This window comes from Streptomyces sp. NPDC028289 (assembly GCF_055565975.1).
The window spans coordinates 981,633-1,007,055 of sequence record NZ_JBVHTI010000004.1 but is presented as its reverse complement, the minus strand read 5'-3'; the positions used below and the strand labels follow the sequence as shown (position 1 = coordinate 1,007,055).

The 25,423-nt window shown below is 67.0% G+C and carries 19 protein-coding genes and 3 pseudogenes; 13 read left to right on the top strand and 9 right to left on the bottom strand.

Annotation, left to right across the window (positions count from 1 at the left end; all coding sequences use genetic code 11):
* Positions 1-40: 40 nt before the first annotated feature.
* Positions 41-394, bottom strand: a complete 354-nt coding sequence (locus tag ACZ4UV_RS24590; protein WP_451019770.1) for a hypothetical protein — start codon at positions 392-394, stop codon at positions 41-43.
* Positions 394-1,626, bottom strand: a complete 1,233-nt coding sequence (locus ACZ4UV_RS24585; protein ID WP_467840651.1) for an aromatic ring-hydroxylating oxygenase subunit alpha — start codon at positions 1,624-1,626, stop codon at positions 394-396. The genes ACZ4UV_RS24590 and ACZ4UV_RS24585 overlap by 1 nt, the downstream gene beginning before the upstream one ends.
* Before the next feature lie 252 nt (positions 1,627-1,878).
* Here ACZ4UV_RS24585 and ACZ4UV_RS24580 point away from each other — a divergent pair, with 252 nt between their 5' ends.
* Positions 1,879-3,318, top strand: a complete 1,440-nt coding sequence (locus ACZ4UV_RS24580; protein ID WP_451019768.1) for a carotenoid oxygenase family protein — start codon at positions 1,879-1,881, stop codon at positions 3,316-3,318.
* A 269-nt stretch (positions 3,319-3,587) separates the two neighbouring features.
* On the opposite strand, the gene ACZ4UV_RS24575 is transcribed toward ACZ4UV_RS24580, so the two are convergent.
* On the bottom strand, positions 3,588-4,043 hold the full coding sequence (locus ACZ4UV_RS24575) for a hypothetical protein (RefSeq protein WP_467840646.1): 456 nt from the start codon (positions 4,041-4,043) through the stop codon (positions 3,588-3,590).
* Between the two features lie 173 nt (positions 4,044-4,216).
* On the opposite strand from ACZ4UV_RS24575, the gene ACZ4UV_RS24570 reads away from it, so the two are divergent.
* The 3 genes and pseudogenes from ACZ4UV_RS24570 (at position 4,217) to ACZ4UV_RS24560 (ending at position 6,975) form a co-directional block, all read left to right on the top strand.
* Positions 4,217-4,675: a mannosyltransferase YkcB-related protein gene (locus ACZ4UV_RS24570; RefSeq protein WP_451019766.1), complete on the top strand. Its 459-nt coding sequence runs from the start codon at positions 4,217-4,219 to the stop codon at positions 4,673-4,675.
* A 28-nt stretch (positions 4,676-4,703) separates the two neighbouring features.
* Positions 4,704-5,445: pseudogene (locus ACZ4UV_RS24565) on the top strand (response regulator transcription factor).
* Positions 5,446-5,550: 105 nt separating this feature from the next.
* On the top strand, positions 5,551-6,975 hold the full coding sequence (locus ACZ4UV_RS24560; RefSeq protein WP_467840643.1) for a sensor histidine kinase: 1,425 nt from the start codon (positions 5,551-5,553) through the stop codon (positions 6,973-6,975).
* A gap of 80 nt (positions 6,976-7,055) precedes the next feature.
* On the opposite strand, the gene ACZ4UV_RS24555 is transcribed toward ACZ4UV_RS24560, so the two are convergent.
* Both ACZ4UV_RS24555 and ACZ4UV_RS24550 read right to left on the bottom strand, forming a co-directional pair.
* A complete protein-coding gene (locus ACZ4UV_RS24555; protein ID WP_451019764.1) occupies positions 7,056-8,723 on the bottom strand; it encodes a sodium:solute symporter family transporter in 1,668 nt (555 codons plus the stop codon).
* Positions 8,720-8,995, bottom strand: a complete 276-nt coding sequence (locus ACZ4UV_RS24550) for a hypothetical protein (protein ID WP_451019763.1) — start codon at positions 8,993-8,995, stop codon at positions 8,720-8,722. Before ACZ4UV_RS24550 ends, ACZ4UV_RS24555 begins: the two co-directional genes overlap by 4 nt.
* Before the next feature lie 817 nt (positions 8,996-9,812).
* On the opposite strand from ACZ4UV_RS24550, the gene ACZ4UV_RS24545 reads away from it, so the two are divergent.
* From ACZ4UV_RS24545 to ACZ4UV_RS24510, 8 genes are all read left to right on the top strand, one after another.
* Complete coding sequence (locus tag ACZ4UV_RS24545) at positions 9,813-10,877, top strand: alpha/beta hydrolase family protein (protein ID WP_451019762.1); 1,065 nt, start codon at positions 9,813-9,815, stop codon at positions 10,875-10,877.
* A gap of 171 nt (positions 10,878-11,048) precedes the next feature.
* Entirely contained in the window at positions 11,049-11,720 is a 672-nt protein-coding gene (locus tag ACZ4UV_RS24540) for an alpha/beta hydrolase (RefSeq protein ID WP_467840639.1), read from the top strand.
* Positions 11,721-12,810: 1,090 nt separating this feature from the next.
* Positions 12,811-13,713: an SDR family oxidoreductase gene (locus ACZ4UV_RS24535; RefSeq protein ID WP_467840636.1), complete on the top strand. Its 903-nt coding sequence runs from the start codon at positions 12,811-12,813 to the stop codon at positions 13,711-13,713.
* A 1-nt stretch (position 13,714) separates the two neighbouring features.
* A complete protein-coding gene (locus tag ACZ4UV_RS24530) occupies positions 13,715-14,326 on the top strand; it encodes an SDR family oxidoreductase (RefSeq protein WP_451021397.1) in 612 nt (203 codons plus the stop codon).
* Positions 14,327-14,389: 63 nt separating this feature from the next.
* On the top strand, positions 14,390-14,611 hold the full coding sequence (locus ACZ4UV_RS24525) for a hypothetical protein (protein WP_451021396.1): 222 nt from the start codon (positions 14,390-14,392) through the stop codon (positions 14,609-14,611).
* A gap of 94 nt (positions 14,612-14,705) precedes the next feature.
* Complete coding sequence (locus tag ACZ4UV_RS24520; RefSeq protein WP_451021395.1) at positions 14,706-15,836, top strand: LLM class flavin-dependent oxidoreductase; 1,131 nt, start codon at positions 14,706-14,708, stop codon at positions 15,834-15,836.
* The gene (locus ACZ4UV_RS24515; protein WP_451021394.1) at positions 15,833-16,816 is read left to right on the top strand and encodes an alpha/beta hydrolase; all 984 of its coding nucleotides are present in this window, start codon (positions 15,833-15,835) and stop codon (positions 16,814-16,816) included. Before ACZ4UV_RS24520 ends, ACZ4UV_RS24515 begins: the two co-directional genes overlap by 4 nt.
* A gap of 220 nt (positions 16,817-17,036) precedes the next feature.
* On the top strand, positions 17,037-17,570 hold the full coding sequence (locus ACZ4UV_RS24510; protein WP_451021393.1) for a flavin reductase family protein: 534 nt from the start codon (positions 17,037-17,039) through the stop codon (positions 17,568-17,570).
* 296 nt (positions 17,571-17,866) lie between these two features.
* Here ACZ4UV_RS24510 and ACZ4UV_RS24505 read toward each other — a convergent pair.
* Positions 17,867-18,127 (bottom strand): annotated as a pseudogene (locus ACZ4UV_RS24505) (ISAzo13 family transposase); the annotation flags it as partial.
* Between the two features lie 96 nt (positions 18,128-18,223).
* Positions 18,224-18,894, bottom strand: a pseudogene (locus tag ACZ4UV_RS24500) (L-histidine N(alpha)-methyltransferase).
* Between the two features lie 860 nt (positions 18,895-19,754).
* Here ACZ4UV_RS24500 and ACZ4UV_RS24495 point away from each other — a divergent pair.
* Positions 19,755-20,558 carry a S8 family peptidase gene (locus ACZ4UV_RS24495; RefSeq protein WP_451021392.1) on the top strand — a complete coding sequence of 268 codons (804 nt, stop codon included), beginning with the start codon at positions 19,755-19,757 and terminating at the stop codon, positions 20,556-20,558.
* Positions 20,559-20,871: 313 nt separating this feature from the next.
* Here the strand turns inward: ACZ4UV_RS24495 and ACZ4UV_RS24490 are convergent, their stop codons facing one another.
* Both ACZ4UV_RS24490 and ACZ4UV_RS24485 read right to left on the bottom strand, forming a co-directional pair.
* Positions 20,872-22,626 carry a hypothetical protein gene (locus ACZ4UV_RS24490; RefSeq protein ID WP_467840630.1) on the bottom strand — a complete coding sequence of 585 codons (1,755 nt, stop codon included), beginning with the start codon at positions 22,624-22,626 and terminating at the stop codon, positions 20,872-20,874.
* A 608-nt stretch (positions 22,627-23,234) separates the two neighbouring features.
* A complete protein-coding gene (locus tag ACZ4UV_RS24485) occupies positions 23,235-25,373 on the bottom strand; it encodes a S8 family serine peptidase (RefSeq protein WP_451017947.1) in 2,139 nt (712 codons plus the stop codon).
* Positions 25,374-25,423: the final 50 nt, after the last annotated feature.

The following is a 25,423-nucleotide window of genomic DNA, read 5'->3' as shown; positions in this document are numbered from 1 at the left end:
GAGCGATCCATCTCTGTACGAGGTCGATGGTTCATCCGGATCACCAGGCGCGTGCGGGCCCGACCAGGTTCATCCCGTCCAGCGGATACAGGTCGCTGACCTCGGGTGCGGCCCATCCGAGGTCGACCGGGTGAGTGACCTCGGCGAAGGTCAGGGCGAGCTCGAAGAGCGCCTGCTCCCGCGGGGGCATGTCGTCGAGCGGGAAGGCGTTCAGATGGTTCACCACCGCTTCGATACGGGGGAGCATGGTGGCGCACAGGTCACGCAGCTCCTCGATGTCGGCGGCGACCATCGCCTCCATCCGCTCCTGTGCGTCGCGCAGGCGCCACCGCTCCAGGAAGCGCTCCAGGTCGGCAAATCCTTCGGGAAGTCCGGCTTCTGCGGAGAGCTCCATCACTTGGCTCCGATCAGTTCGTCGACGAGTCCGTAGCGGTGCTGGAGCGCGAACTCCTGCAGGGAGAGGTATATGTCGCTGATGGCACCCGACTCGAGGCCGCGCTGCACGTCCTCCATGGCGGCCAGGTCCTCCCGGGACACCGTGTACTGCAGGGCCCGGCTGTACGCCTGGGCCAGGCGGTCGCCGGCGTGCCGGGCCTTGCGGCCATAGACGTCGAAGACGACGCGGGAGTGGTTGCGGTCGATCGGCCAGACGGTGACGGTGCTGTACCAGTGCGAGCCGTTGAGGACGGCCACGTTGGGGAACTGCCACACGATGTCGAAGAACCAGGGGTGGTAGCGGGTGCGATTCACCGCCGGCGGCAGCATGGAGAAGTCGGTCTCGACCGCCGGTGTCTGCTTGTACCCGAGGTCGTACAGGGCACCCTCGACGGGCGGGCTGACGTAGTCGGGGTTGGAGGGGTTGCTGGAACGGATGTGGCGGTCGTACATGTCGACCACGGGCTTGTGCCGCATCGGGTTGCTCTTGCCGGCCAGCTTCGGCTGGGTGCGCCGATGCAGGAAGACAGTGTGGTACCCCTCCGAGAAGGCGTCCATGGCGATGTTCCAGTTGGCCCGGACGTCGATGGACCAGCAGCTGACCTTCTCCATCTCGCTGTAGTAGCCGTCGAAGCCCTCGGCGAGCTCCCCCAGCCAGCCGTCGAGCGGCTCGGGGTTGTCGCTGAAGTTGGCGTAGATGAGGCCGGACCGGACCTCGACGCGGATCGGCACCAGCCCGAGGCGGGACTTGTCGACGGAGCGGAACTGCTTCTCGTCCGGCACCGAGCGCAGCTTCCCGTCGCCGGTGTACGACCAGCCGTGGAGCCAGCAGGTGTGCGCGGACGACGTCCCCTCGGCGAAACCGCAGTCCGTGGGGATCACCTTCTTGCCGCGGTGGCGGCACACGTTGTGGAACGCACGCACCTCCCCGTCCCGGCCCCGCTGGACCAGCACCGAGATGTTGAAGGTGGGCACGTCCAGGACGTAGTAACTCCCCGGCTTGGGAAGGTCGTTGACGTTTCCGACCAGGAACCAGGACGGACGGAAGACCTTCTCGACGACTGCGTTGTGATACTCCTGCGTCAATTTGTCCTTGACGGACACGACGTCACGCAGGCCGGCGAACGGGTTGGGCGGGGACGGGGTCCCGCCGGTGAGTGGGGAAGCAGGGCTGACAGCGGCTTCGGACATATGAACTCCATAAGTTAGGACGCTAGTCCTGTCACATGGGACCGTATGGGAAAGGGGCTCGCCTGGCAAGCGGAGTGGCCCGGGGTGCCTTTTCCTGCAGGCAGGTCGACTGCGCCTGGCGTCCGGACTGCACTCAAGTCCGACTTGACCTCTGCTTGGTGCGGCTATACGGTCCCCATAGTGTCCCAAGAATGCAGGTTTAATTCCTGACTATCAGGACACGCTCAAGTGCATGGCAAGGAGGAGGCGTCCATGTGGGACCCCAGCAACATGTTTCTCAACGGGCCGTACGCACCCTGGCGCGAGGAGGGTGAGGCCTTCGACCTGGAGATCGAAGGCCGGCTCCCCGACGGGCTGAGCGGTGCCCTGTTCCGGGTCGGCCCCAGCCCGCTCTACCGCCCGGAGAATCCGAGCAGGTACCACTGGTTCGACGGCGACGGCATGGTCCACGCCATCTTCCTGCGTGACGGTCGGGCGACCTACCGCAACCGCTACGTGCAGACCGCGGGCCTGAAGGAAGAGATGGAGCTGGGCCGGGCGATCTATGGCGGTTTCATGAACGGCAGGGACACCCCCCTGCCGTCCGGCAAGTTCCCGAACAACCCTGCCAACACGCACGTGCAGCTGTACGGCAGCCGTCTGCTGGCCTTCTGCGAGGGCTACCCTCCGCGCGAGTTGCGACCGGACACCCTGGAGACGGTCAGCGAGCAGTACAACTTCCGCGGCGGACTCGTCGGTCCCCTGACCGCGCACCACAAGGTCGATCCGGCGAACGGCGACTTCCTCACCTTCGGCAACATGGACGGCGCGATCACGTGGTACCGAGCCGACTGTGACGGGAACATCCTCGACCGTCACTCGGTCGACCTGGGGTTCCCCGCCCTCACGCATGACTACGCCGTCACCACCGATTACGCGATCTGGCTGGTCAGCCCGGCGACGGCACGCTTCGAGCGCATCATCAACGGTCAGCCTTCGACGGTCTGGGAGCCGGAGAAGCTGGACGCATGCCGCTGGGCCGTCCTGCATCGCAGGACAGGCGAGGTGACGTGGGTAGAAGCCTCTGACGCCTTCTCCACGTCACACTTCCTCAACGCCTACCAGGACGGGACGAAGATCATCGTCGACGGGCACCGCGTCGGCCAGTTCGGGCCCACCCTCAAGGACCTGGAGTCACCGCCGCCCGGCGGGGACTGGAACTGGTGGTTCAAGGAGATCATCACCACCCCCTGGCGCTGGGAACTCGACCTCGCCACGGGGAAGAGCAGGGACATCGAGGTCACCGATATCCAGGGAGAGTTCCCCCGGATCAACGATCAGCGAACCGGGCTGTCCCACCAGTACGGCTACTACACGACGACACGCGGAGCCGGCGACTGGTTCACCGACGGCCTGGCCAAGCACGACTACCGCACGGGCGAGACGTCGATCCAGACACTCGACGGTGTCCTGACCTCCCCGGGCGAGCCCGTCTTCGTGCCACGCCCCGGCGCCCAGGCCGAGGACGACGGCTGGCTGCTGTCGATCTGGTGGGACCCGACCACCGACCGCAGCGAGGTCATCGTCCAGGAAGCCCAGGACTTCACCGGCACGCCCATCGCCCGGATCAAGCTCAACCACCGGGTCCCCCTGGGCTTCCATGGCAGTTGGTCCGACGCAGCCGAGCTCGACGCCGCGGTGCGCGGCGCCTGAGCCATCGGTGATCCCTGGTCGGCGGGGTGCTATGGCTCCCCGTCGGCCATCGCATGCCCGCACTCGGCCCAGCGACTCGCCCCCAGGACTGTCTGAAGGCTCGGCATGTCGTCCGGCACGCGCTTCAGTCCGGAAGCGGTACGGCTCGACGGGCTGCTTCACGCAGTCCTGACCGTCCCTGCCGAGCACCGCGGTCCCTGTCCGGTGCGGCCGGAGTGGCGGTGCTGCAAGGCTGCGGGGGAGCGGTTTCTGCCTGCTTGCCGGGGAATTCACCGGGTTACGGCTCGCCGGAAGCGGCCGGCCCTGAGAGCAGGGGGCCCGGCCGGGGCGCGGCGTGAGGCGCGCAGCGCGTGCAGGCGACTGCCGCCGTACGCGCACCCGCCGGCCAGTACGAATCCGGTGAGTCCGGACAGGCGGACCGCCGAGTGGAGTCCGGCCGTCATGCCTCCCATCTCGCTGCCCCTCATGCTCATTCCGATCTGAGCGGATCCCTGTGCCGTCAGGCAGAGGAGCATCGTCGCCATGCCGACCGTGATACCCGAACGCAGTGCGAGCTCCACATGGCGGCCCAGCAGTGCGTCCGCTTCCTGACGTGCCGTGCGCACCGGGGTGCGGGCGGCCAGGTAGCCCACACGGGCCAGTAGACCCAGCAGCACGACCAGGTCGATGAGCCACAGCGGCAGACCTGTTCCGGACCAGCTGCTGACTGCAACGGAGCGGTTCATGCCCTCGCCCCCCAGGGATGCCGTCGGGGGTGCCCGGTGGTGATCAGGGCGGTCTGCCGAGTGGTGGCCAGGGCGGGATGCCGAGCGGCCTCCCCAGCGGTTTGCCCGGTGCGTCCGGTGGTTCAGGCTCGGCCTCCGGCGGTCTGCCCGCCTTCCCCGGTGGAACCGGCGCGATGTCCGGCGGATTCGACGGTTCCAGCGGCTCAGCACTCACCTCCGACCAGCGCAAGATGCTCAACTACGCCGTGCAGCACTCACCGAAGGCCCGGATCAAGCTCGCTGTGTCAGGCGGCGCCAGCGCCACCAACGCGTTCATCCTGAACAGTGACGAGACGGTGATCGGCATGGGCGGCTTCATGGGCGCCGACGACGCGCCCTCGGTCGACCAGCTGAAGAAATGGACCGGAAACGGTGAGCTGCGATACGTCGTTGGATCGGACAACGCCGGCGGTGGAGCGATGACGAGGCCCGGCATGTCGCAGGAGAACGCCACTGACCGCTCGGAGTGGATCTCCAAGAACTGCACCAAGGTCTCGGCGTCGGCGTACGGAGGCAGCAAGACGTCTCAGCAGAAGACGGGCAGTGCGGCCCCCTTCGGCGCCTCGGTGCTCTACGACTGCGCCGCTCGGTGAACGGCAACAGAACGGACCGCACAGCACGATGACAGAGCAGCCCGCGGACAGGGCGCGATACAGGCTCCTCGTGGTCGAGGACGAACCCAGCTCCGCACCCTGTTGGAGTCCACCCTCCGGCTCACCGGATACGAGGTGAGCGCCGCGGAGACCGGCCAGTTCGCCCTCGTCGAGATCCAACGACGGGAGCCGCACCTGGTGCTGCTCGACGTGATGCTCCCCGACCTGGACGGCTTCGAGGTCACACAACGATTGCGGGCGGCCGGAACGACGTACCCGTGCTGTTCCGCACCGCCCGCATCGACGTCGACGACCGCATCAAGGGGCTGAGCTCCGGCGGCGACGACTATGTCACGAAGCCGTTCCCCATCGACGAAGTGCTGCTCCGCATCGAGGCCATCCTGCGCCGCACGGTCGTCCAGGGTTCGGAACCGCTCATCGCGGAGACCGTGCTGCGTTACGCCGACCTTGAGCTCGACGAGAGTGCTCACGAGGTGCACCGCGCCGGGCACTACGTTCCGTTATCACCTACCGAGTTCAAGCTGCCCGCCTATCTGCTGGCCGACCCTGGCCGGGTCCTGACCAGGGCTCAGATCCTCGATCACGTGTGGAGCCACGACTTCGCCGGAGATGCCCGGATCGTCGAGACGTACGTGAGGTACGTGCGCAAGAAGGTCGACCGCCTCGGGCCGCCACTCATTCACACGGTGCACGGCATCGGCTACTGCCTGCGGCTGCTGCGCGAGCCGGGTGGGACGGCGGAGCCGTGAGTCGGCTGCTGTCCCGAATCCCCGGGTCCCCGCGACGTCGCCTGATTCCTGGCGGCGGCGCTGCTGGCGACGGCAGCCGTCGCCGTCTCCCAGCTCATCGGGTTCGTGGTGCTGCGCTCATGGCTGTTGGACCGGGTCGACCAGCAACTGGTGGACGTCCACCCACCCGGACCGGCTTACTTCGAGGCTCTCAAGGAGAACAGTTCCGGGGTCCGTCCCGACGTCCTGCCCTCGGACTTCCGTGTCTACTTCTACGACGTCTCCGGTCGGCGGATGGGCGTGTCGCTCGGTGCCGACGGCAAGCCAGGTCCACGGATCGGGGGTTCGGTGGCGCAGGGTCTGCACGTCGGCCGTCCAGGGACGGTGGCATCCGTCAGCGGCGACAGCCGGTGGAGAGTTCTGCTGAGTTCCGGTCCGGAGGACATGCACGCCGTCGTGGCTCTGCCGCTGGACACCGTCGACGCCACCACGTCCAAGATTCTCTGGCTGAACGCGGTGTTGCTGGTCGTCACCGTCGCCGCCCTGCTCACGCTGGGCCGCTGGGTGCTACGGCTGGGCCTGCTCCCGATGACTCGTATGGAACACACCGCCGAGCGCATCGGAGCGGGGCAACTGGATCTGCGACTCCCCGACATCGATGGGCGCACCGAGATCGGCCGGCTCGGCCGGGTGCTGAACTCACTGCTGGAGAGGCTGCAGTTGGCGCTCCGTGAACGGGAGGCACCAGAGGCGCGCATGCGGCGTTTCGTCGCCGACACCGGCCACGAACTGCGCACTCCGCTCACCGCCATCCAGGGCTACGCACAGCTCGCACTGTGCCGGGAGCGTCTGTCGGCCCATGAGCAGAACGAGGCCCACCAGCTGATCGCCCAGAATGCGGAGCGGATGGGCCTCCTCGTCGATGACCTCCAACTTCTCGCCCAGCTGGACAGGGAACCGTCGTACGACAGAAACCCGGTGGACCTGCTGTCCCTGGCGGCGGACGCCGTGCGGTCCGCCGCCCTGCACGGGGCGAGCCATCCGGTCGATCTGGGCCCCCTGTCTGACCCGGCGGGCAACGGCGAACTGGATGTGGTCGAGGCCGTCGGCGACCCCCATCGAATGAGACAGATCGTCGACAATCTGCTGTCCAACGCCCGTGTGCACACCCCGGCCGGCACTGCGGTCCACGTCAGGGTGGGCGAGACCCGGGTGGGCGTGGACACCTGCGGATCCGACCGCCCGGGGCTCGTTGGCGCGTCACCGCCCTTGCCGGACGGTACGCCCGCCGGCGTGGTGGAAGTGGCGGACGAAGGGCCCCGGCTCATGGCCCAGGACGCCGAGCACGTCTTCGAGCGCTTCTATCGTGCCGACCCTTCTCGCTCCCGGAACCACGGTGGTAGTGGCCTGGGCCTCTCCATCGCCGCCGCGGTCGCGGAAGGCCACGGTGGCCGCCTCGAACTCGACACCGCGCCGGGCAGGGGATGTACCTTCCGCCTCATCCTCCCCGCGGGGCGTTCGGACGGGCGATCGAGCGGCGTCTCCGGCTGATCGCCGCCCGTCCTGCCACTGTGCGCCGGCCCGCAGGTGGGTGGCGAAGAGGGTGACCCTGATGTACCCAGGACCCCTGCTCAGTCACTTCGCTCGGCTCGCCGCCCAGCTGCTACCGCTGTGGCGGCCGTCCGCCCGACGAGCAGGACAGCGCTGGTCACCGATGCGTCCTCTGCCTGGTGTCTGTGGGCTCGACGGTGCCCCACGAGGCTGCCCGCCCATCCCAGCAGGAAGGCGGCCGGGACGGAGACCAGAACCGGGGTGCTGTGGTCGAACCAGGCGAAGTCGGCGCTCGGCAAGAAGGCCTGAGAGCTGCCTGAGGCGGAGGGCGAGAACACCGCCAGGCCGCCACTCAGGATGATTCCGCCGTACACGGCCCACAGCAGGCCCGTTCGGTTGAAGCGGTCCCAGTAGAACGTGTAGAGCAGAACCGGGGCCACGGTCGACGCGGCCACTGCCGTGGCGAGCTGAGCCAGGAAAGCGGCGGAGCGTCCCTGCGCGAGTACGGCGAGCAGCATGCCGAGGACGCCGAAGAGCAGGACGGCTATGCGCGCCACCATGGTTTCACGCGTGGAGTTGGACTGCCTGCGCCGAACGAGATGGTGGTACGTGTCCCGGGCCAGGGCGGCGGCCGCTGCCAGCGTGGTGGCGCCCACGACGGCGAGCACGCTGAGAAAGATCGCGCAGGCGAGCGAGGTGAAAAGCAGACGGCTCGTGCCACTTCCCAGCCGGTCGTCCAGACTGCTGGCAACGAGCATCAGTGAGTCGTCCGCATTGGACTGTCCGGAGAGAATGGTGTCGGCACCGACTCGGGCCGATGCCCCCATGCCCAGAATGAGCACGGTGACACACACGAGCGCGACGACACCGGTCGCGTACCGGACGGAGCGGCGTGCTGTGGCGGTGTCCTTTGCCGCAGAGACGCGGCTGAGGACGTGAGGCATGCAGACACCGCCCAGGACGGTCATGACCTGGCCCGCGGCGATGTCCAGACGTGGTGTCGGTCCGACGTTGAAGAGGCCACCGGTACTCAGATACCGGCCGGGACGGGTGCTGTGCGCGTCCGCGGCGGTGAGCAGGGAGCCGACATCTCCGTGGAAGAGGCGGAGCACGGCCAGGGACGCGAAGATCATGGCCGCGAGCGTGACGGCAGCGGCTATCACCTGTATCACGGTGAGCCCCTTGGCGCCGCTGAGCATGCCGCAGGTGACCACCAGGCCTCCGATGAGCACGGTGCACATCTGCTGCACCCCGATGCCGGAATACCCGAGGAGTGCCGCGGTGACGTTTCCGGCGGCCATGAGCTGAGCCACGAGGTACGGAGCGGTGACCGCGAGGGTGGCCACCGCGGCGGCCACCCGAGGCGCGGTGCCCGGCGCCCGGAGCGAGAAGAGGTCGCCGAGTGTGAGGGAGCCGCTGAGCTGCAGAGGGCGTGCCAGCAGAAGGAGGACACCCATCGACAGAAGCACGCTGGTCGCGGCGGTGATGCCGTCGAAGCCGACGGTTGCCACCACACCGGTCACGCTGAGCAGCAAAGATGTGGAGACATAGCATCCCGCCAAGGCCAGGCCGTTCTTCAATGCCGAACCCTGCCGGTCACCGATGTAGAACTCCGACGGAGAGTCTCCGCGCAGGCCCGCGAAGACCGAGCCGAAGAGGGCGAGGACCATGAAGAGCATGAAGGAGCTGAGGACCAAGGCGTAGGGATCATCGGCCGCCGCCGCGAGGAAGGTGCTGCTGTGATTCATCTGAACCCTCCGATCTGCTGGACGGGCACGGCGGTTGCGTTCGCCTCGGCGGGTGCGTGCTGCAGCGGGTCCAGCAGGCGTGCACTGCGATGGTCGAAGCGGCGGGCCGTTGCCAGCAGGGCCACTGCCTGGAGCAGATACAGCGACAGGCCCACGGTCATGTCGGTGCTGAACAGTCGCGTGGCGAGCAGATCGCCAGGGAGCGCGATCAAGGTGACCGCGGTGCCGAAGCACAGGGCGTTGGGTACGAGGTAGGCCAAGTCCAGGTGCACGGCCCGTCGACGCGCTTGAGACAGCGGCGACTGGGCGGGGTGATCGGGGAACCTGTGATGCTTTGGTGGCTGAGCTGAGAGTCGCATCGCTACCTTCACGTGCTGATCGGGTGTGGGTCGGTCGGCGGCCGCTCTGGGAGCCGACCCCTAGCCGCAGGGCAGCGCTTCGATAACGGGCGGCAGCGCCTGGCGGCCGGACGGCCGGGGCGGCGGCAAATGCGGCGGAGAGCCGCCGGCGAGGTGTCGACGCAGGCGCAGACGATACCGGAAGCGTTTGTCAGTGTCCTTCGATGTGAAACTTGAGTTCTGTTAAGCGGGACAATAGTGTCTGGTGAGGTGGAGTGGATGCATCACCAGCGCTGAGAGCTGAGCACTCCTGTCGAGGACCGGTGAGCCGGTCGGATGCGTGGAGCCAGCCCTTGGCCGGGGTGAGGAGGACCTGTGTGACAGAGCGGCAGCTTTCGTCCGAGCCGCAACCTCGGGGTCCTGCTTGCCTCACCGTGCTGACCCCTTCCGCTCCCGTGTCCGCGGCGGCGATGACCTCTTCGTCATGGGTGGATCGGAGGCACTTCCTGCTGACGCCGGGTGTCGTGGCGGCGGCCCGCTTTCGCCGGGGCGGGTGAAGCAGACCGCTCCCGGTCAGGCGCATACGTGTTTCTCCGTCAGGAGGTCACCCCTCACCCGTGTGTCTCGGACGCCGGCCGGCCGACGGTTCAGCAGGCTTGATGTCGTTGTCCCGACAGGGCCAGGGGCGTGCTCCCTGCGGCGTCCAAAGCAAAAGTCCTGTATCAGCGCTGTTTGGGAAGTAGGTATTCGCATGCCTTACCGGTGGAAGGTCGCCCCCGAGGACCTGTTCGTCGAGCGGTACTGGCAGATGGTGAACAACGGTTTGCCTTCCGTGGGCGTCGACACCGTCCGATCGACGGTCACTGACATGTGGCTCGACGAGCCGGGCGGCTGGGTGTACGAGTGGTCGCGACTGGCCGCCGGATATGCGGAGCTTGGGGAGCATCAGCTTGCGGCGCTGGCCTACGGATGGGCGAAGTTTCCCACGCTGGCCGACGACGCCAAGCGCACGGCGCTGGAGCGGCAGCTCAAGCAATACCTGCTTGCCGCTCCCGATTTCAAGGTCGGGTTTCAGCGCCGGGCCGTCCAGGTGCCCTGTGGCGAGGGGGTCACCGCTGTACCCGCGCACTTTCTCACTCCGCCGGGCTGGTCAGGCGATGCCCCCGTCCTGCTCGCCAGCGGTGGAGTGGACACCTGGAAAATGGATCTCCACGGGCTCTTCGAGGCGGTCGCCCTGCGAACCGGTATGGGCGTGCTGGCCTTCGACATTCCGGGCACGGGTGAATGTGCCGGCCCCATGGACTCGGAGGACGGCGCTGACCTGGTGCGCGCCCTGGCCATCGAGGCACGAGCGCTGGGCAACGGGCGCGTCCTGCATCTCGGCATATCGATGGGCGGTCACTTCTCGGCCTGCTCGGGCCTGGCAGGGGATGTCGACGCGGCGATCGTCATCGGCGGTCCCATCGAAGCGGCATTCGCCCGGGATCGGACCTTCGCGTATGGCATGGAGGGCAGCGTCGGCAATGCGTTGGGGTTCGACCATGAACCGAATGATGCGCAACTGGCCCGGATCTGGCCGCCGTTCGACCTGCGCCCGCTGCTCAACCTGAACACGAACGTGCCGATGCTGGTCATCAATGGTGCCGGTGATGTCCATGTTCCACAGCAGGACACCCTTGTCTTCGTCGGCCGCCGGGACACGGAAGTCCACTTGCTTCCGGACACCGGACACTGCGCCGCTTCCAAGATGCCCCAGGTGCTTGAGTTGATGTTCGAATGGATCGACCGCCACCAGCTGTCGTCTGCGGGCAGGTGACGTGTTGGACATCGACCTCGCCGTGCGTCCGTAGCCCCTGTTTGCGGTTGCCCGCAGTGTTGCGAGTAGTTGCCCTACTTCATTGACGGCGCGGAGCGGGGCTCCAAGTCGGCTTGTCGGCTGAGCCGTGACAGATGGCCTCGCCGGCCCCTGGATGGAACGAGTTGCACAGTGACAAAGGTTGTACTGATCCATGGAGCTTGGCACGGAGCTTGGTGCTGGGACGGCGTCGTCGCCGAGTTGCAGCATCGCGGTGTCGAGGCGACAGCCGTCGAACTGCCACTGACCGGCTTTGCCGAGGATGTTGCCGCAGCCCGCTCGGCGATCCAGGCTGCGGGAGGCGACGCGATCGTCGTCGGGCACTCCTACGGTGGGCGGGTGATCACCCAGGCTGCGACCGGCCTTCCTGTGGCTCGGCTCGTCTATGTCGCGGCGTTTCTCGGCGATCCGCGCGATGAGGACGTGCCGGCCACAAGCAGTCTCCTCGGCGCGTCGCTCCTCATCGACGGACTCGAGCTGAGGGTGGATCCGCAGGCGGCCGCCGCCGTGTTTTACGGCGACGCCGACGCGCAGGCGGCCACCGCCTGGGTCGCGCGCCTGCGTCCCATGCCGCTGGAGGGCCCCAGCGTGTCGGACGCCGAAGCTGCGTGGCGCTCGATTCCGAGCACCTACCTAGTGTGCACGAACGACCAGGCTCTGCCACCGGTGTCGCAGCGCAAGATGGCAGCGAACGCATCCGAGGTCATCGAGTGGCCTACGGACCACTCGCCGTTCCTGACACGTCCGGCTGAACTCGCAGAACTGATCGTCGGAGGTACGCCTGACGGTCGCGGCCGCCGCTGAAAGCAGCGTGGTGGCACAACGGAGTGGTGGGGGGGCGATTGCCGACGTAGGGACTTCCCCGCGGTTGTGGCCACACGAACGTCCCCAGCTGGCCGGCGGCTTCGGTCTCCCGCTAGAGGCCAACGCCGTTCCCGGCACGCGTCGTGGTGTGCTTCGTGCTCGCCCTGGCCTTCTTCGGGCGATCCTCCTGCCAGGCGGCCTCGGCCAAGATCGCGCCCAGTCCTGTGGGTCGTACCGTCCACGGCGACCAGGTGTAGGCCCCGATGGAAGACGACAGAAGGCGCGAGAAGGCGCTTACCTGGCACTTTCGCAAACACAGCGGAAGGGTCTGCACGTTCGGCCGCCCCTTGGTTCGCACGGTGGCCCTCGTGGAGGGCGGGCACACGGGCTCTGGTGGACGTGGTCTTCGGAGCCGATGACGTCGATGGGCTCATTTCGGCGCTAGGTCTGTTGGTACACCTGCATGCATCGATGATGTTCCTGCCGACCGACGCCGACTACTACGCGCCCGACTTCTTTCGGGCCGTGCAGGACACTGGGGCCCGTTCCGTGCCGCGCTCCAGCCGCAAGCGGCGCCCGACTGTACGCCGCCCGCTGCCCGACGGCTCCTACTTCACCGCGGTCCTGCCGCGCCGCCACCGAGCCAGGGGCGATGGGTACGGTCGGCGCCCACGCGGACAACGCGGCCTGTGAGAGATCCACGCGTCCCACCCGCGCCCACGGCGAAGCCGACACAAGACACGAACGCCGACGCTTGCCTCCCCAGCCGCAAGCGGTGACCTACGCACTGTGCACTTCCAGCGGTGCTGCCCCTGGGTGTGGGCGGCTGTGGCGAGGGACCGGAGCATCGCGGTGGCCCGCTCGGTGATCTTGTCTCGGCGTCGCCGCCAGCCTGTGAGGCGGGTTCCGTGTACGTGGCGCTGGGGGCACTCGTCAACGCAATGACCGCTGTGCGGGACACACCCGTCCCGCTTCACGGTCATCCGCCCTTGACTTGCCGACTCCCCTCGGCTTCACTTGTCCTATCTAGCGACATTGTGGTCCTACTATTCAGGACGCGATGGGGTGCTTGGTGAGGAGGTCATGCACGATGAGAGACGTTGCAGGCCAGGTCGCGTTCGTTACCGGAGCGGCCAGTGGCATCGGTCTGGGAATAGCCCAAGCCTTCGCGGAAAGCGGTATGAAGGTCATCGTCACTGACGTCAGTGAGGATCACCTGGCCAAGGCCCGCGACCTGCTGGCGCAGGCTGGCGGCTCCTTCCACTTCATCCCTCTGGACGTAACCGATCGCATCGATTGGCAGCGGGCGGCGGTTGAGGCTGAGCATGTGTTCGGGCACGTCCATGTCCTGGTGAACAACGCGGGGATCAGTTCGCTAGGGCGGATCGCGGATGCGGGTTACGACGACTGGGACCGGATTCTCGGGGTCGACCTGGGTGGGGTCGTGAACGGCGTGCAGGCTTTCCTGGGCAGGATGCTCGCGCACGGCGAGGGCGGCCACATCATCTCTACGGTGTCCATGGCGGCGCTGACGCCCTTGAACATCTCCGGCATCTACTCGGTGGCCAAGCGTGGAGTGCTGGGCATGATGGAGGCCTTGCGCGCCGAACTGCTCGATGCAGGCATCGGCGTATCGGTTCTCTGTCCGGGCCTGACACGCAACAACACCTGGGGGGCCCGCGCCCCCCTACCGTCAAACAGCCCAGGTGGCCCGCCGCTACCGCCACGGGGCTCGCCGATGGAAGCGGGGATGGAAGCCGTCGAGGTCGGGCGCCGAGTGCTCGAGGGAATGCGCCGGAACGACATGTACGTACTCACCCATGCCGAGTTCCGCGAGGATATCGCGCGGTATTTCGATCCTCTGCTAACGGCCTGTGAGGCAGCGCCCGACCGCGCGCTGCCGGGCGGCGGTCCGCCGCCTGACCTGTGGGGCGCTGTCTACACAGCGCAGGGACGGACCGGAAACCGCGGTCCGGTCGGGGAGGGAGGCTGAGATGCGGGACCTTTCGGGAAAGGTCGCGTTCATCACCGGGGGTGCCTCCGGTATCGGCCTCGGCATGGCGAAGGCGTTCTCCCAAGCAGGCATGAAAGTGGTCGTCGTCGATATCAGGGACGACCATCTGGCGGCGGCCGAGGAGACTCTGGCGCGAGGCGGAGCGGAGTTCCACCTCATCAAGTTGGACGTGGCCGACCGCGAGGCCTGGTCCAGGGCGGCCGATGAGGCCGAGCGGGTCTTCTCCCGTATCCACGTGTTGTGCAACAACGCGGGAATCGGCGTCCTCACCCCCATCGCACAGGCCACCTGGGAGGACTGGGACTGGTTGCTGGAGGTCAATCTCGGCGGCGTCATCAATGGTGTCACCACTGTTCTGCCGCGAATTCGTGCGCATGGGGAAGGCGGCCATGTGATGGCAACGGCCTCGCTCGGCGGTATCACGGTCGCCGGTAACGGCGGAGTCTGTTCCACCGCCAAATTCGGTGTCGTCGCGATGATGGAGTGCCTGCGCGAGGACTTGGCGGCCGAGGACATCGGGGTCACGGTCCTCTGCCCTTCGGCGGTCAACACGAACATCCACGACCACGGCGACATGCGCCCGGAGCGATAACGGGTCGACAGTTCCGACCTCGGGCCGCACGACGCCGGCCTGGACCCCGAGATGTTGAAGGGCATGCTCGCGTCGTTCGGCAGCGATCCGTTGGGGGTTGGCCGTCAGGTACTGCACGTCATCCGCCACGACGAGCCCTACGTGTTCACCGAACGCATGGCCAAGGGCCTGATCGAACTCCGGCGGGAGGCGCTCCTCGCCCTGATACCGGATGAAGAACCCGATCTCGAACGCCTCGCGGCCGACAGGTCGATGCGCCGCGCCCTCACCGAATTGCTTGGCTGAAGCACCGGTCCGTTCTTGCCGACCCTGCTCTCGGTCTTCTCGTGTCGGGTATACACGCGCGACAACCAATAATCGATTTCCCGGAGGCAGCAGCATGCACATAGGAATAGCCACAGGTCTTCAGCACTATGGTCCGGACGGCGAGGAGGCCGACTACCCGGACGGCCAGTTCCTACGCGAGGAGGTCGAACGGTGGGTGCTCGCGGAGGAACTGGGTCTGGACTCCGTCTGGCTCACCGAGCACCACTTCACCCGCCACTCCCTCGCTCCGGACCCTCTGATGTTCCTGTCCTACCTCGCCGGCCGCACGCGGCGGATCCGGTTGGGTACCCAGGTGCTCGTTCTGCCCTGGCACGACCCGGTCCGTCTGGCCGAACAGATCATCACCCTCGACGAGGTGTCCAACGGCCGGGCGATCATCGGACTCGGGCGTGGCATGGCGCCGCGCGAGTACAAGGGCCTGCGCATTGATCCGGAGGCGGCGCGACAGCGCTACGACGAGATGCTGCAGCTCCTCGTGGACGGACTGGAGACGGGCGTGATGGAGGGCGGCGAGTTCTTCCAGCAGCCGCGGGTGGAGCTGCGCCCGCGACCGGGCCGTTCCTTCAAGGGGCGGCTGTTCGCGGCCCTCGGCTCCCCCGACAGCCAGCGCCAGGCCGGCCGGCTGGGAGTGGGGCAGCTGACGACCACCACACTTCCGTTCAAGGTGCCCGAAGGCGGGCTGCCGATCGACAGCTACCTGAACGCTTGGCGGGAAGCGCACGGCCCCGACAACAAGCCTCCGGCGCCTTTCGCCTCAAGCATCATCGTGGTGGACGAGAGCGCAGACCGTGCGCAGGAGATCGCCCGCCTGTACGGGGGCAACGCGCAGCGCGTCGGCATCTGGCACTACCAGATGCGTGGCCGTCCGGCCTACGGGCCCATCCCGGCGATCGAGACCGACGAGGACGTGGAGCGCATGGTGGACGGCTTCGTCTCGCAGATCATCGCGGGTACCCCGGACCAGGTGCTGAAACGACTGGAGGGGACGCGCGATCAGATCCATCCGCAGGGAATGTTCCCGCAACTGTTCTTCGGCGGGATGCCTCACGATGAGGCGGTGCGTAACATGCGGTGCTTCGCCGAGCACTGCGTGCCGGAGATCAAGAGCTGGCCGGCGTCCAGCAGCATCGACGGGGATGCCACGGAATCTGCGGCGGGCGCGAGTGAGGCCGGTTCGCGATGACGACATCCGAACCAGTCCAGGTGAGCGGGCTTGACGGGACGTTGTTCCGAGCGGAAGCCATCGCGCCCGAAACAGCCGAGTTCAACCTGCGACTTCGCGAGCTGGTGAAGGGCTTGCCCGGTCCTGAGGCGGGCGGCGGCATTCCGATGCCTCCCACACAGCCTTCGGAGTGGGCTCGCACCATCCGGATAGCGGGGCGGGGCGGCCACGAACTGGCTTTGCGGGTCATCGCTCCGGACCGCCCCAAGGGCGTCTACCTGAACTTCCACGGCGGCGGGTTCGTCAGTGGCAGCGCGGCGCAGTCGGATCAGGAGCTGGAGCGGATCGTGCGGAACACCGGGCTCGCCTGCATCGACGTGGACTACCGGCTGGCGCCCGCGCACCCTCACCCCGCGGCTTGGGACGACGCCGAATCCGCGGCGCTGTGGCTGATCGAGAATGCGAAGTCGGAGTTCGGCACCGATGCGCTCGCGATCGGTGGCCTGTCGGCGGGCGCGACACTCGCGGCCTCCGTCCTGGTCCGGCTGCGCGAGCGACTCGGGTCCACCGGGTTCCAGGCGGCGAACCTGGTCTTCGGGAATTTCGACCTCTCGATGACCCCGAGCCAGACCCTGCTCGGCGCCGATGCGGTGCCGGTTTCGGTGGACATGATCCGAGCATGTACGAACGCGGTCGCGCCCCTGAGCGAACAACGCCAGGATCCGGATCTGTCGCCTTTGTTCGCGGATCTGCGGGATCTTCCGACGGCGTTGTTCACGGTGGGCACTCTGGATCCGTTCCTGGATGACTCGTTGTTCATGCACGCCCGCTGGATCGCGGCCGGCAACGAGGCCGAAATAGCTGTTTATCCCGGCGGCGGCCATGTCTTCACCGGAGCCCCCATCCCCCTCGCGGACCAGGCGAACGACCGCATCGATGCCTTTCTCCGCCAGGTCGGGCGCGGGCCGGAGGCGCCTCCCACCGAAGTCCGTCGGCAGTGACCACATCGCTGTTGACGAGCCCAGGGCAGCCGACGACGAGCGCCCTGGGCAGGCTGTTCGGGCGAAGTCGCCCTTCTGCTCATCGAAGTGAGCGTGGAGAGCGGCAGTGGCTGCCTGGCCCGGCCGCTGACGCGGGAACCGGCCCCGCGCTCAGTTGCAGGGCGCGGCCCTCATGGGAGCCCGCGACAGGGCGGGGAAACGAGCACTCGGAGGTGTAGTGATGACGGCGATTTCCACGACGAGCAGCTCTGAGAGCAGCTTGGATTCGGGCGACCTGTCACGGATGTTCCGCGACGCGATGGCCCAAGTCGTCACGCCGGTAACGGTCGTGACGGGAATCCAGGAGGGAGTTCCGCACGGTACAACGGTCAGCGCGTTCGCGTCCCTGTCGCTTTCCCCTCCGATGGTTCTCGTCTCCCTGGACCGGACGAGTGAGCTGTTGAGCATCGTGGGTCGGTCCGGCCGGTTCGGCGTCAACGTGCTGGGCTCGGCGCACTCGGATGTCGCCCTGCGCTTCGCCCGCAAGGGCGGGGCCGCCAAGTTCGCGGACACCCGATGGCTGCTCGACCATGGACTGCCGCGACTACCGAACGCGCTCGGCTGGCTGGCGTGTGAGATCGAGGCGATGGTCGACGGCGGGGACCATATGGTGCTGCTGGGCAAGGTCCTGCACGCCGACCATGGCGACGGCGCGCCCTTGACTTACCACGCACGAAGCTTCGGCACCCACACGGTGCTGGACGGCGACCCGTGATCGTGGAGGAACCGGAGTGAACTCCGCCAGACGGCGTTGAAGGCGGCTCGGTTCGTCGCGCAACGTAGTGGTGTCGCGCTGACCGGACGGGCGAGTGAGCTTCAGGCGGCTCGGCCGATCGCACATCGCGTCCTGGCCAACTGCGTAACCATCCGCTATGCACGCCACGGGAACGTCGGTGGCCCCTGTGCCGCGGGCCCGGCGCTGTACGAGGTGCCGCTGCGGATGGCCGTCCACGATGTGACGGCGCCGATCCCTGAAAGCTGCGCACATATCCGGTAAGGGCTCGCAGAGAATCAACATGCGGGTTTGATCTTGTGCGGGGAGTGGCTGCCGTACTGGTCGAGGTGGGCGGCCACGTCGGTCGGGGTGCTGAATCTGGCGGTTGAGGGCTGGATCGCGTGATCGGGCTCGTCGAAGAGGGGCCGTGCTTCCTGGACGGCCCGTGTGAGAGTGCTTCCGGTGACGGCAAAGAGCCGGGCGAGCAGGTCATGGGTGTCGATCTTGCGGAGGCAGAGCACGGTGGCCAGGATCCGGTCTGCATCGGAGAGCTTGTCCGGGTCGAGCGCGCGTCGCTTGCCAGCCGTCGCTGCTCCGCCGGCCGGTCAGCAGAGCAGCGATCTGGACTTATCGACGATCGTGCACCACTGCGTTCAGCGAGCGGTGGCGAGAATGAGTGCAAAGCCGGCGTTGGTGTCGGACCAGACCTGATTCGTACGGAGACCCGCTTCAGCCATTTCGACCTGGAGTCCGTCCTGGGTGAATTTCGCGCTCCGCTCGGTGATCCATTCTTCTCCGCGCGCGAAATTCACTGCCAGGTCAAGGTGCCTGAGTTTGACGAGCTGTTCAACTCGGCTGCGCAGCCTCATTTCGATGTGGCTTTCCGTACCGTTCCACACCGATACGTGGTCGAAGGCATCCGGGTCGAAGTCGGCGTTCAACTCGCGGTTCAAGACGTGCAACATATTTTGTCGAACGCAGCCGTGACGCCTTGAGCGTCATCGTACGCGGCGATCATTTCCTGCTCGGTTTTGACCAGGTCAGCGCCGATGAGCAGGAAGTCTTCGGGGCGGAGGGTGTCGCGGAGCCTGCGGAGGAACGGTCCAGGTGCCGGGCGTTGGAAATTCCCCAGCGTGCTGCCGAGGAAGGCGATGAGGCGTGGGCCGTCCTCGGGCCACGTCGGTAGGACGAGGGAAGCCGTGAAGTCGGCGCGCAGGGCGTGCGGACGGATCCCCGGATAGTCCTGGACGAGTTGGGTGCTGGCCTGATGGAGCGCGTCCGCGCTGACATCGACGGGGACGTCGTTCAGATCGGCCGGCCCCAACGCCTCGATGATCAGCTTGGATTTCGTCGAATTCCCGGAACCGAGGGCTGAACCGGGGGTTTGGTCCGTGACTGGTCCGGAAGCACTGGTCAGGAGGGGTGCAGTCGTGGGAGGAATGGGGAGTTGGCGTGCAAGCCGGGCCCGGTCGAGAGCGGGTTGAGCGAGGGCGCCTGACGGGTGAAAACCCAGGTCAGGCGCCTTTCCGTAGGCGTCTAGAAGAAGCCGAGCTTCTTCGGCGAGTAGCTCACCAGCAGATTCTTCGTCTGCTGGTGGTACACCGTCTGTATGGCTCTGACCAGTGCAAATGCGCGGTGTGAAGGGAAGAGGGCAGAAGTTGGCCCGGGTATGGTCCGGATCTTGAGATGGGGGACTCGACCGGCGGTCTCAGTTGCTCTGTTTTTCCGAGGGCAGGGCCGTGAGAGGTGCCGGATTGCGGCTGGTCCAGTCGTGGCGGTGGCTCCGGCGTCGGGGTCGAGGGGGCGGACGCGGTGGTGCCGACAATCTGCTCATGTGTTCGCGGCGGCCGAGGTGTCGGGTCAGTACCCGCCAGTTCTTCAAGTGGGCGACGCCGTGCTCGACCCGGATGGGTCGTGAGGAATGCGCCTTGCACTGACGCTCGTACATCTCCTCGTACCAGTCCGGGGCGTTTTGCTTGAGCTTGCGGTGCGGTGGGGTCACCATGCGCCCAATCGGTTTGCGCACCCAGCCCCTGGTAGCCGGCATCTGCGAGAAACTCTGCGGAGGACCCGTCGGCCAGGAGCCCGACCAGCCCTAACCGCCGGGCATGGGTGATGTCCGCGCAGTTGTCGGGCTTGGTTGGGCTACAGAACAGCAACCGGTCGTCCCCGTCCGTGAGCACCATGGACTTGACCGCGTTCTGCTTGCTCTTGCCGGAGATGATGGACATCGCCCACAAGGAGTTTGGCGGGCGCGCTCACCTCGGCGCCGACTTCGTGGGCCTGAACGACTCCGGTGACTGCTTCAGCGAAGCGGGCATCGGCCACGGCACGTTCGTCGCGGGCATCATCGGCGGGGCGAAATACGGGGTTGCGCCCAAGGCGGAGCTCGAACGGGTCCAGGGCATCCTGTGCGAGGGCGAGGGCGGCGGCTCCCCGGCAGCGGCCGACGCGGCCCTGGTGAAGTCGGTCAAGTGGGTGACCGTGCATGCGCAGAAGCCCGCGGTGGTGAACATGTCGCTCAACCTCGACCACCTGTCGGCGGCCCTGGAGTCCGCCGTGAAGGAGATGGTCGACGCGGGGATCCCGACGGTGGTGTCGGCCGGCAACTTCCATGACGACGCCTGCAAACACTCGCCGGTCGGCGTCCCCGGCACGATCGTCGTCGCGGCTTCCACCTCGAACTACCGCGCATGGAGCGACGGCGGCTCCTACGGATCGAGGTACGGACGGTGCGTGGATTTGTACGCCCCCGGCCAGAAGGTGACCGCCGCCCTCGCCGGCGGCGGTACGACCACCGAGAACGACGGCGCTACATCCTGGGCCGCGCCACATGCGACCGGCGTGATCGCGCTGTACCTGTCGGCACACCCCCACGCCACCACCAACGATGTCCACGTCTGGCTCGACCACTCGGCCACCGGTGGTGTCGTGCTCGGTGTCCGCTCCGACACCCCCAACCGGCTGATCATTACCGGCGGCCTCTGACCTGCCCCGTTCGCCCCAGTCGCACGGTCACCCATGCTCCGAGCCTCACCGGAACGGCGGGCGCAAGTCGCCCGGCCCCCCGCCCACGCCATCGTCTTCCCTGTGCCACACGGCTTGCGCCGGCCCGCGCAGATCATTCGCTGCAATACCGCCCGGCGGGCTATTGACGCTCTGCGGTGAGTACGCAGTCATGCGGTGTTTTGGCTTCAGCGGGCATGGCCTGCTGGTTAGTTGGGTGCGCTGAAAAGCTGAGGGTTGTCCCGTATTCCGACCGGAGCCAGGCGCCGCTCGTCGTACGTGTCCGGCGTCGCCGTCAGTACGGGTGGGGACGCCGGTTGGGGTCGAACTGCTGGACCCTCTTGGCGAGATTGGAACCGTCGATGGCGACGCCGTACCGGCTGCGGACGTACCGCATCGCGGCGGCGATGCATGCCACAGGGTCGTAGATGTTCACCGAGGTACCGGGAGCGTGGCGCTGGGCGAATGTCTGCGGGATGCACTGCACGATGCCGCGGGAGCACTGGAAATGTGTGAGCGTGCCGTTCAGCCTCACGATCCGTCCATCGTGCAGATATCCGTCCCCAAAGTCCTTGACCTTACTGAAGGCGGGCGGCGTTTTGGCGTTGGAGTCCCACAGATTGCAGGCGTTGGGATTGCCGGACGACTCGCGCGCGACAGCTGTCTTGAAGCCCTTCACCCAGTAGCTGCTCGCCTGGACTCCGGCCGCCGTACTCGCCTGCGCGATCCAGTCCTCCAGCGTGCCCTCGGATGTGTACCGATGGAACGTCACCTGCTTCGGGTCGACCTGCCCCATGGCGTGGACGCCGGTACCATCCGTCGTCCCGCCCACTGGGAAACCGGTGCGCACCCGGAACAGCCCGGCGCGCTGTCCCAGTTCCGTCAGCGACTGCGCTCCGGGCGTCCCGACGGCGTCACTGCCGGAGAAGCGCAGCACCGTACGACGAAACTCATCGTAGAGGGCCTGAGTGGCGGTCTCGAAGATCCCGCGTTCATCGGTCACGACCGTGTGCATGACCCTCCCCAGCCCGTCCTGCACCAGAGCCACATCGGCCTTCGGGCTGGCGTTCCCACCCGGCTGCGCCTGCTCCTCTTGGGCACTGTGCGTCGAGGCCCAGACCACCTGGTTCAGGCTGACCCAGGGCTGCTCTGCGGTCGGGGACGAACCCGCCCTGACGTTGAACAGCTCTGACTGCTTGCCCAGTTCGACCAGCTCCTGCGTGCTGGGAATGCTGTGGCCGTTCGCCTCGGAGTGGCCCAGCTTCTCCGCGCGGAATCGCTCGAAGAGCTCCTGTGTCTCCGCCTCGAACACGGAGTGCGGGTCGTCCGGGGCAACGCCCATGACGTTCTCCAGCGCATTCTGTACGAGAGCGACATCGTCAGTCGTGGTGCCTCCGCCGTTTCCCGCGGCCTGCTCCTCGGCAGTGGGGTGAGAGGCCGCCCAGGAGAGCTGGTTCGAGGACACCCACGGCAGCGCCTCTTCGACCTCTGCCATGGGCAGTGCATCGGACGCACGGGACGAGGCAGCGGCCATATAGGTATATCCGGGCTTGTTCTTCAAACCCGGATCAGCCGTGACGATTCCCTCCGCGAATTTCGGCAGCCCGTATCCGTAGAGATAACTGTCCCGGCGGGCACGCTTTTTCAGGTACACCCCGTCGCCCTCGGACGAACCGTTGGCGTTGGTGTTCCCTTCGATGGTGTACGTATGATCCGCGTCGTACTTGTAGACGAGTCCGACGTGTTGGCCTCCCGAGTGGCCGAAAAATACCATCGCCCCGATAGCGGGGTAATACGAGAACCTGCCGCGGCTCTTGTACCAGTTGACAGCCGTCGGGCAAGATGCGGTCACAGGTGCCAGATTTTTCACGCCGGCCTGCTGGAAGGCCCAGGACTGGAAGGTCTGACACCATGACTGGTTCTGTGACCACTCCAGTCCGGGAACGGCGGGGGAAAACTTCTGATGGTTGTTGTAGTGGCCGTTAGAGAAGCCTTCGTGGTATCCCACTTGGGTCTTCTCAATGGCGATGAGGGTGTCTGTCTGACTCATCGTGTTCCATCTCCTTTCCCGCAGTCTGCGGGCCCAGGGAACGAAGGAACACGAAGGAACGCTACGGGAATTCGGCCACCGGTCACTGGGCTCGCGCGGCCGTTATGTCCATGCTATCGCCGGTGGTGCGGTGTCGCATCTCACCCCTCATGGATCGGCAGGGGCTACGCCTAGCGCCGCCCGCAGGCGTGCCGCTGGCCGGGAATCCGGCGCCCCATCTCCTGTGCGATCTCCACGCCCGTGATCACGCACGCAGACTCAACCATCACCGCAAAAACGGTCACAGCCCTGGCCTGCTCTGTGACGGGCGGGGGGTACACGGCGTTGTCAGCGGAGCAGACGACGACACGCTCGACGTACTGCTCGGCTCCCCGCTGATCAGCTTCAGCCGGTTCTCGTCCACGCTGGAGGACCGTCGCGCCGGGGCAGTCCTGTCCAGGCGCGATTGGCACAACCTGCCGCGGTCGTGCTGCAGCTGGGCCAGACGCTGAAACCGGGCCAGGAACCGGCGTCTTTGATGGACGCGATCTCCTGGCCTGGAGGCGGATGGCGCCCGACCCGTGACCGATGTCTCGGCCCGACGGGCCAAGACAGTGCCCGTATATGAGTCAGAGGATGCGCCAGGCGACGGCGTACGGCTGGGTGAACTGGGTGATCCGGAAGGCGCGGACGATGACTTCGGCCTCCCCGGCGGGGATCTCCCGCCAGTTCACTTGTTCGACGTTGTTGACACGGTCGAACCCGGGATCCGTGCCCATGTTGCCGTGGCGTTCCTGACCGCCTGCGCGGACGATCAGGTCGAGGTCGTTCTGCAGGGCCGGACCAGGGGGGTCCGTCCAGACGAGGGTGACCTTCAGGGTGCCGGGCGCGCCCTCGGGGATCGTGATGCTGAACGCGCGCTCTTCTCCCTGGTCCAGTTCCTTGGCGTCGGTGAAGCCCGCCCGGCCGGCATCGGTCGGGAGGACGACGGCGCGCTGGAGGTTGACGATGCCGAAGCCCGAGTTGTTGTTGGGGGAGGGGCCCGCCTCGGAGGGGAGGTACTGGCCCTTGAGCTCATCGGCACCATTGATCAGCATGGCCTTGATGAGCGCGGCACTGGGCTTCGGCGTGCCGTTCTTCACCAGCGTCTCGCGCAGCACCGCCACACAGCCGGCGACCAGCGGGGTGGCCATGCTGGTGCCGCTGTCGAACATGAACGCGGGGTCCGTGGAGACGCCGAAGAGACCGTTGTCGGGCGCGATGCGCGAGCGCGTCGAAAGGATCGCCGTGCCGGGAGCGACGACAGTGGGCGCGATCCGGCCTTCCTGGGTGGGGCCGCGGCTGCTGAAGGCCGCCATCCCGGCGGGGTTGTCCGCCATCCTGTCGCCGCGGATCGGCGGAGCGGGATACGAGAGCGGCCTCAGTTCGTCATAGGTGTGGGGGATCAGGGGGCGGTCGCCCTCGCTGGCGCCGACGGTGATGATGTTCTTTGCCCCGGTCTCCCCGCTGACGGCCCTCAGGTTGATCCGTCCGTCACCGTCGCGGTCCGTACCGTCGTTGCCCGCGGCGAAGCAGATGACGAAGTCCTTGTTGTCCCAGACGAACTGATCGACCTCGCGTGCGGCCTTGTTGTACGGCAGGCCCGGGGTGACCGGACCCCACGAGTTGGTGTGGATCCGCGCCCCGTCCTCCAGGAAGGGCGGTTCGAAGAGGTTACGCAGGTTCGGCGGGATGCCGGACAGCGAGTCGTCGTCGGCCAACAGGGACTGCAGGACCAGTCGCGCCTCGGGTGCCGTGCCGGTGATGGCTCCGCCCATCGACGCCGACGTCCCGTCGCCGAGGACGGAGCCCGCCACGTGGGTGCCGTGCCCGTCGGGGTCGTCCGTTCGCGCGGGGCTCGTACGGCCCAGGGCGACCAAGCGCTTGACCCGGCCGCTGAAGGCGGGGTGCACATTGGTGGTGGACCCCTTGTCGAGCCCGGTGTCGGCGACACACACGATCTGGCCCTCGCCCCGGAACTTCGTGCCGTTGAGAGACACGTGGGCGTTCATGATGTTCCCCGAGACGGTGTTGTACAGCACTCTCTCGGGGACTTCCTCGATCTCCTTCACCTCATCGAGCGCGGCCAGAGCGGCCAGGTCCTCGTCCCGGATCGTCATGCGTACCTTGTCGCCCGCGGGGTGTACGTCGCCGGGGCTGACACCGGCTGCTGCCGCGATCCGGTCCCGCAGCCCGTCCGTGCTCACGTCGACGTCCTCGTGCAGGACGACGTCGACGGTCCGGGTCTGGGGACCCACCGCCTCCGTAGGGTCGGCCAGCACGGCGACCCCCGGGCGCAACCGGTTCGACCGGAGCGACTGGGCGATCTTGAAGCCCTTGAAGTACACGTCCGCCCAGGCCACGAACGGCAGGGCGCGCACGGCGTCAAGATCCGTGGGTCGGAAGCCGCACAGATAGGTGTCGTCCGGAACGTATTCGTAGATCACCACCCCGAGCGCCGAGAGTTCGTCCTTCTCCTCGGCTGTGGGTGGGTGTGTGGTCTGGACGAGGAGGTAGTTGGACGCGGAGGCGTCCTCGGACACCAGCGATGCGGTGGCCAGGTCATCGGCCTGGGCCAGTGGGTCCACCGTCACGCCGTTGATGGTGATACGGGACATGCCGAACTCCCGGAGGGGGGTGGGGAAGACGCGCACCGGGGCAGCCCATGGCACCCCGGCACTGCTCATGCCGACGCCCAGATGGCCGAAGCCCGACTGAACCGGTGTCACGCCAAGCTGCGTGGTGCTTCCCTTCGGCCAACACGCTAGGCGGGCTACTG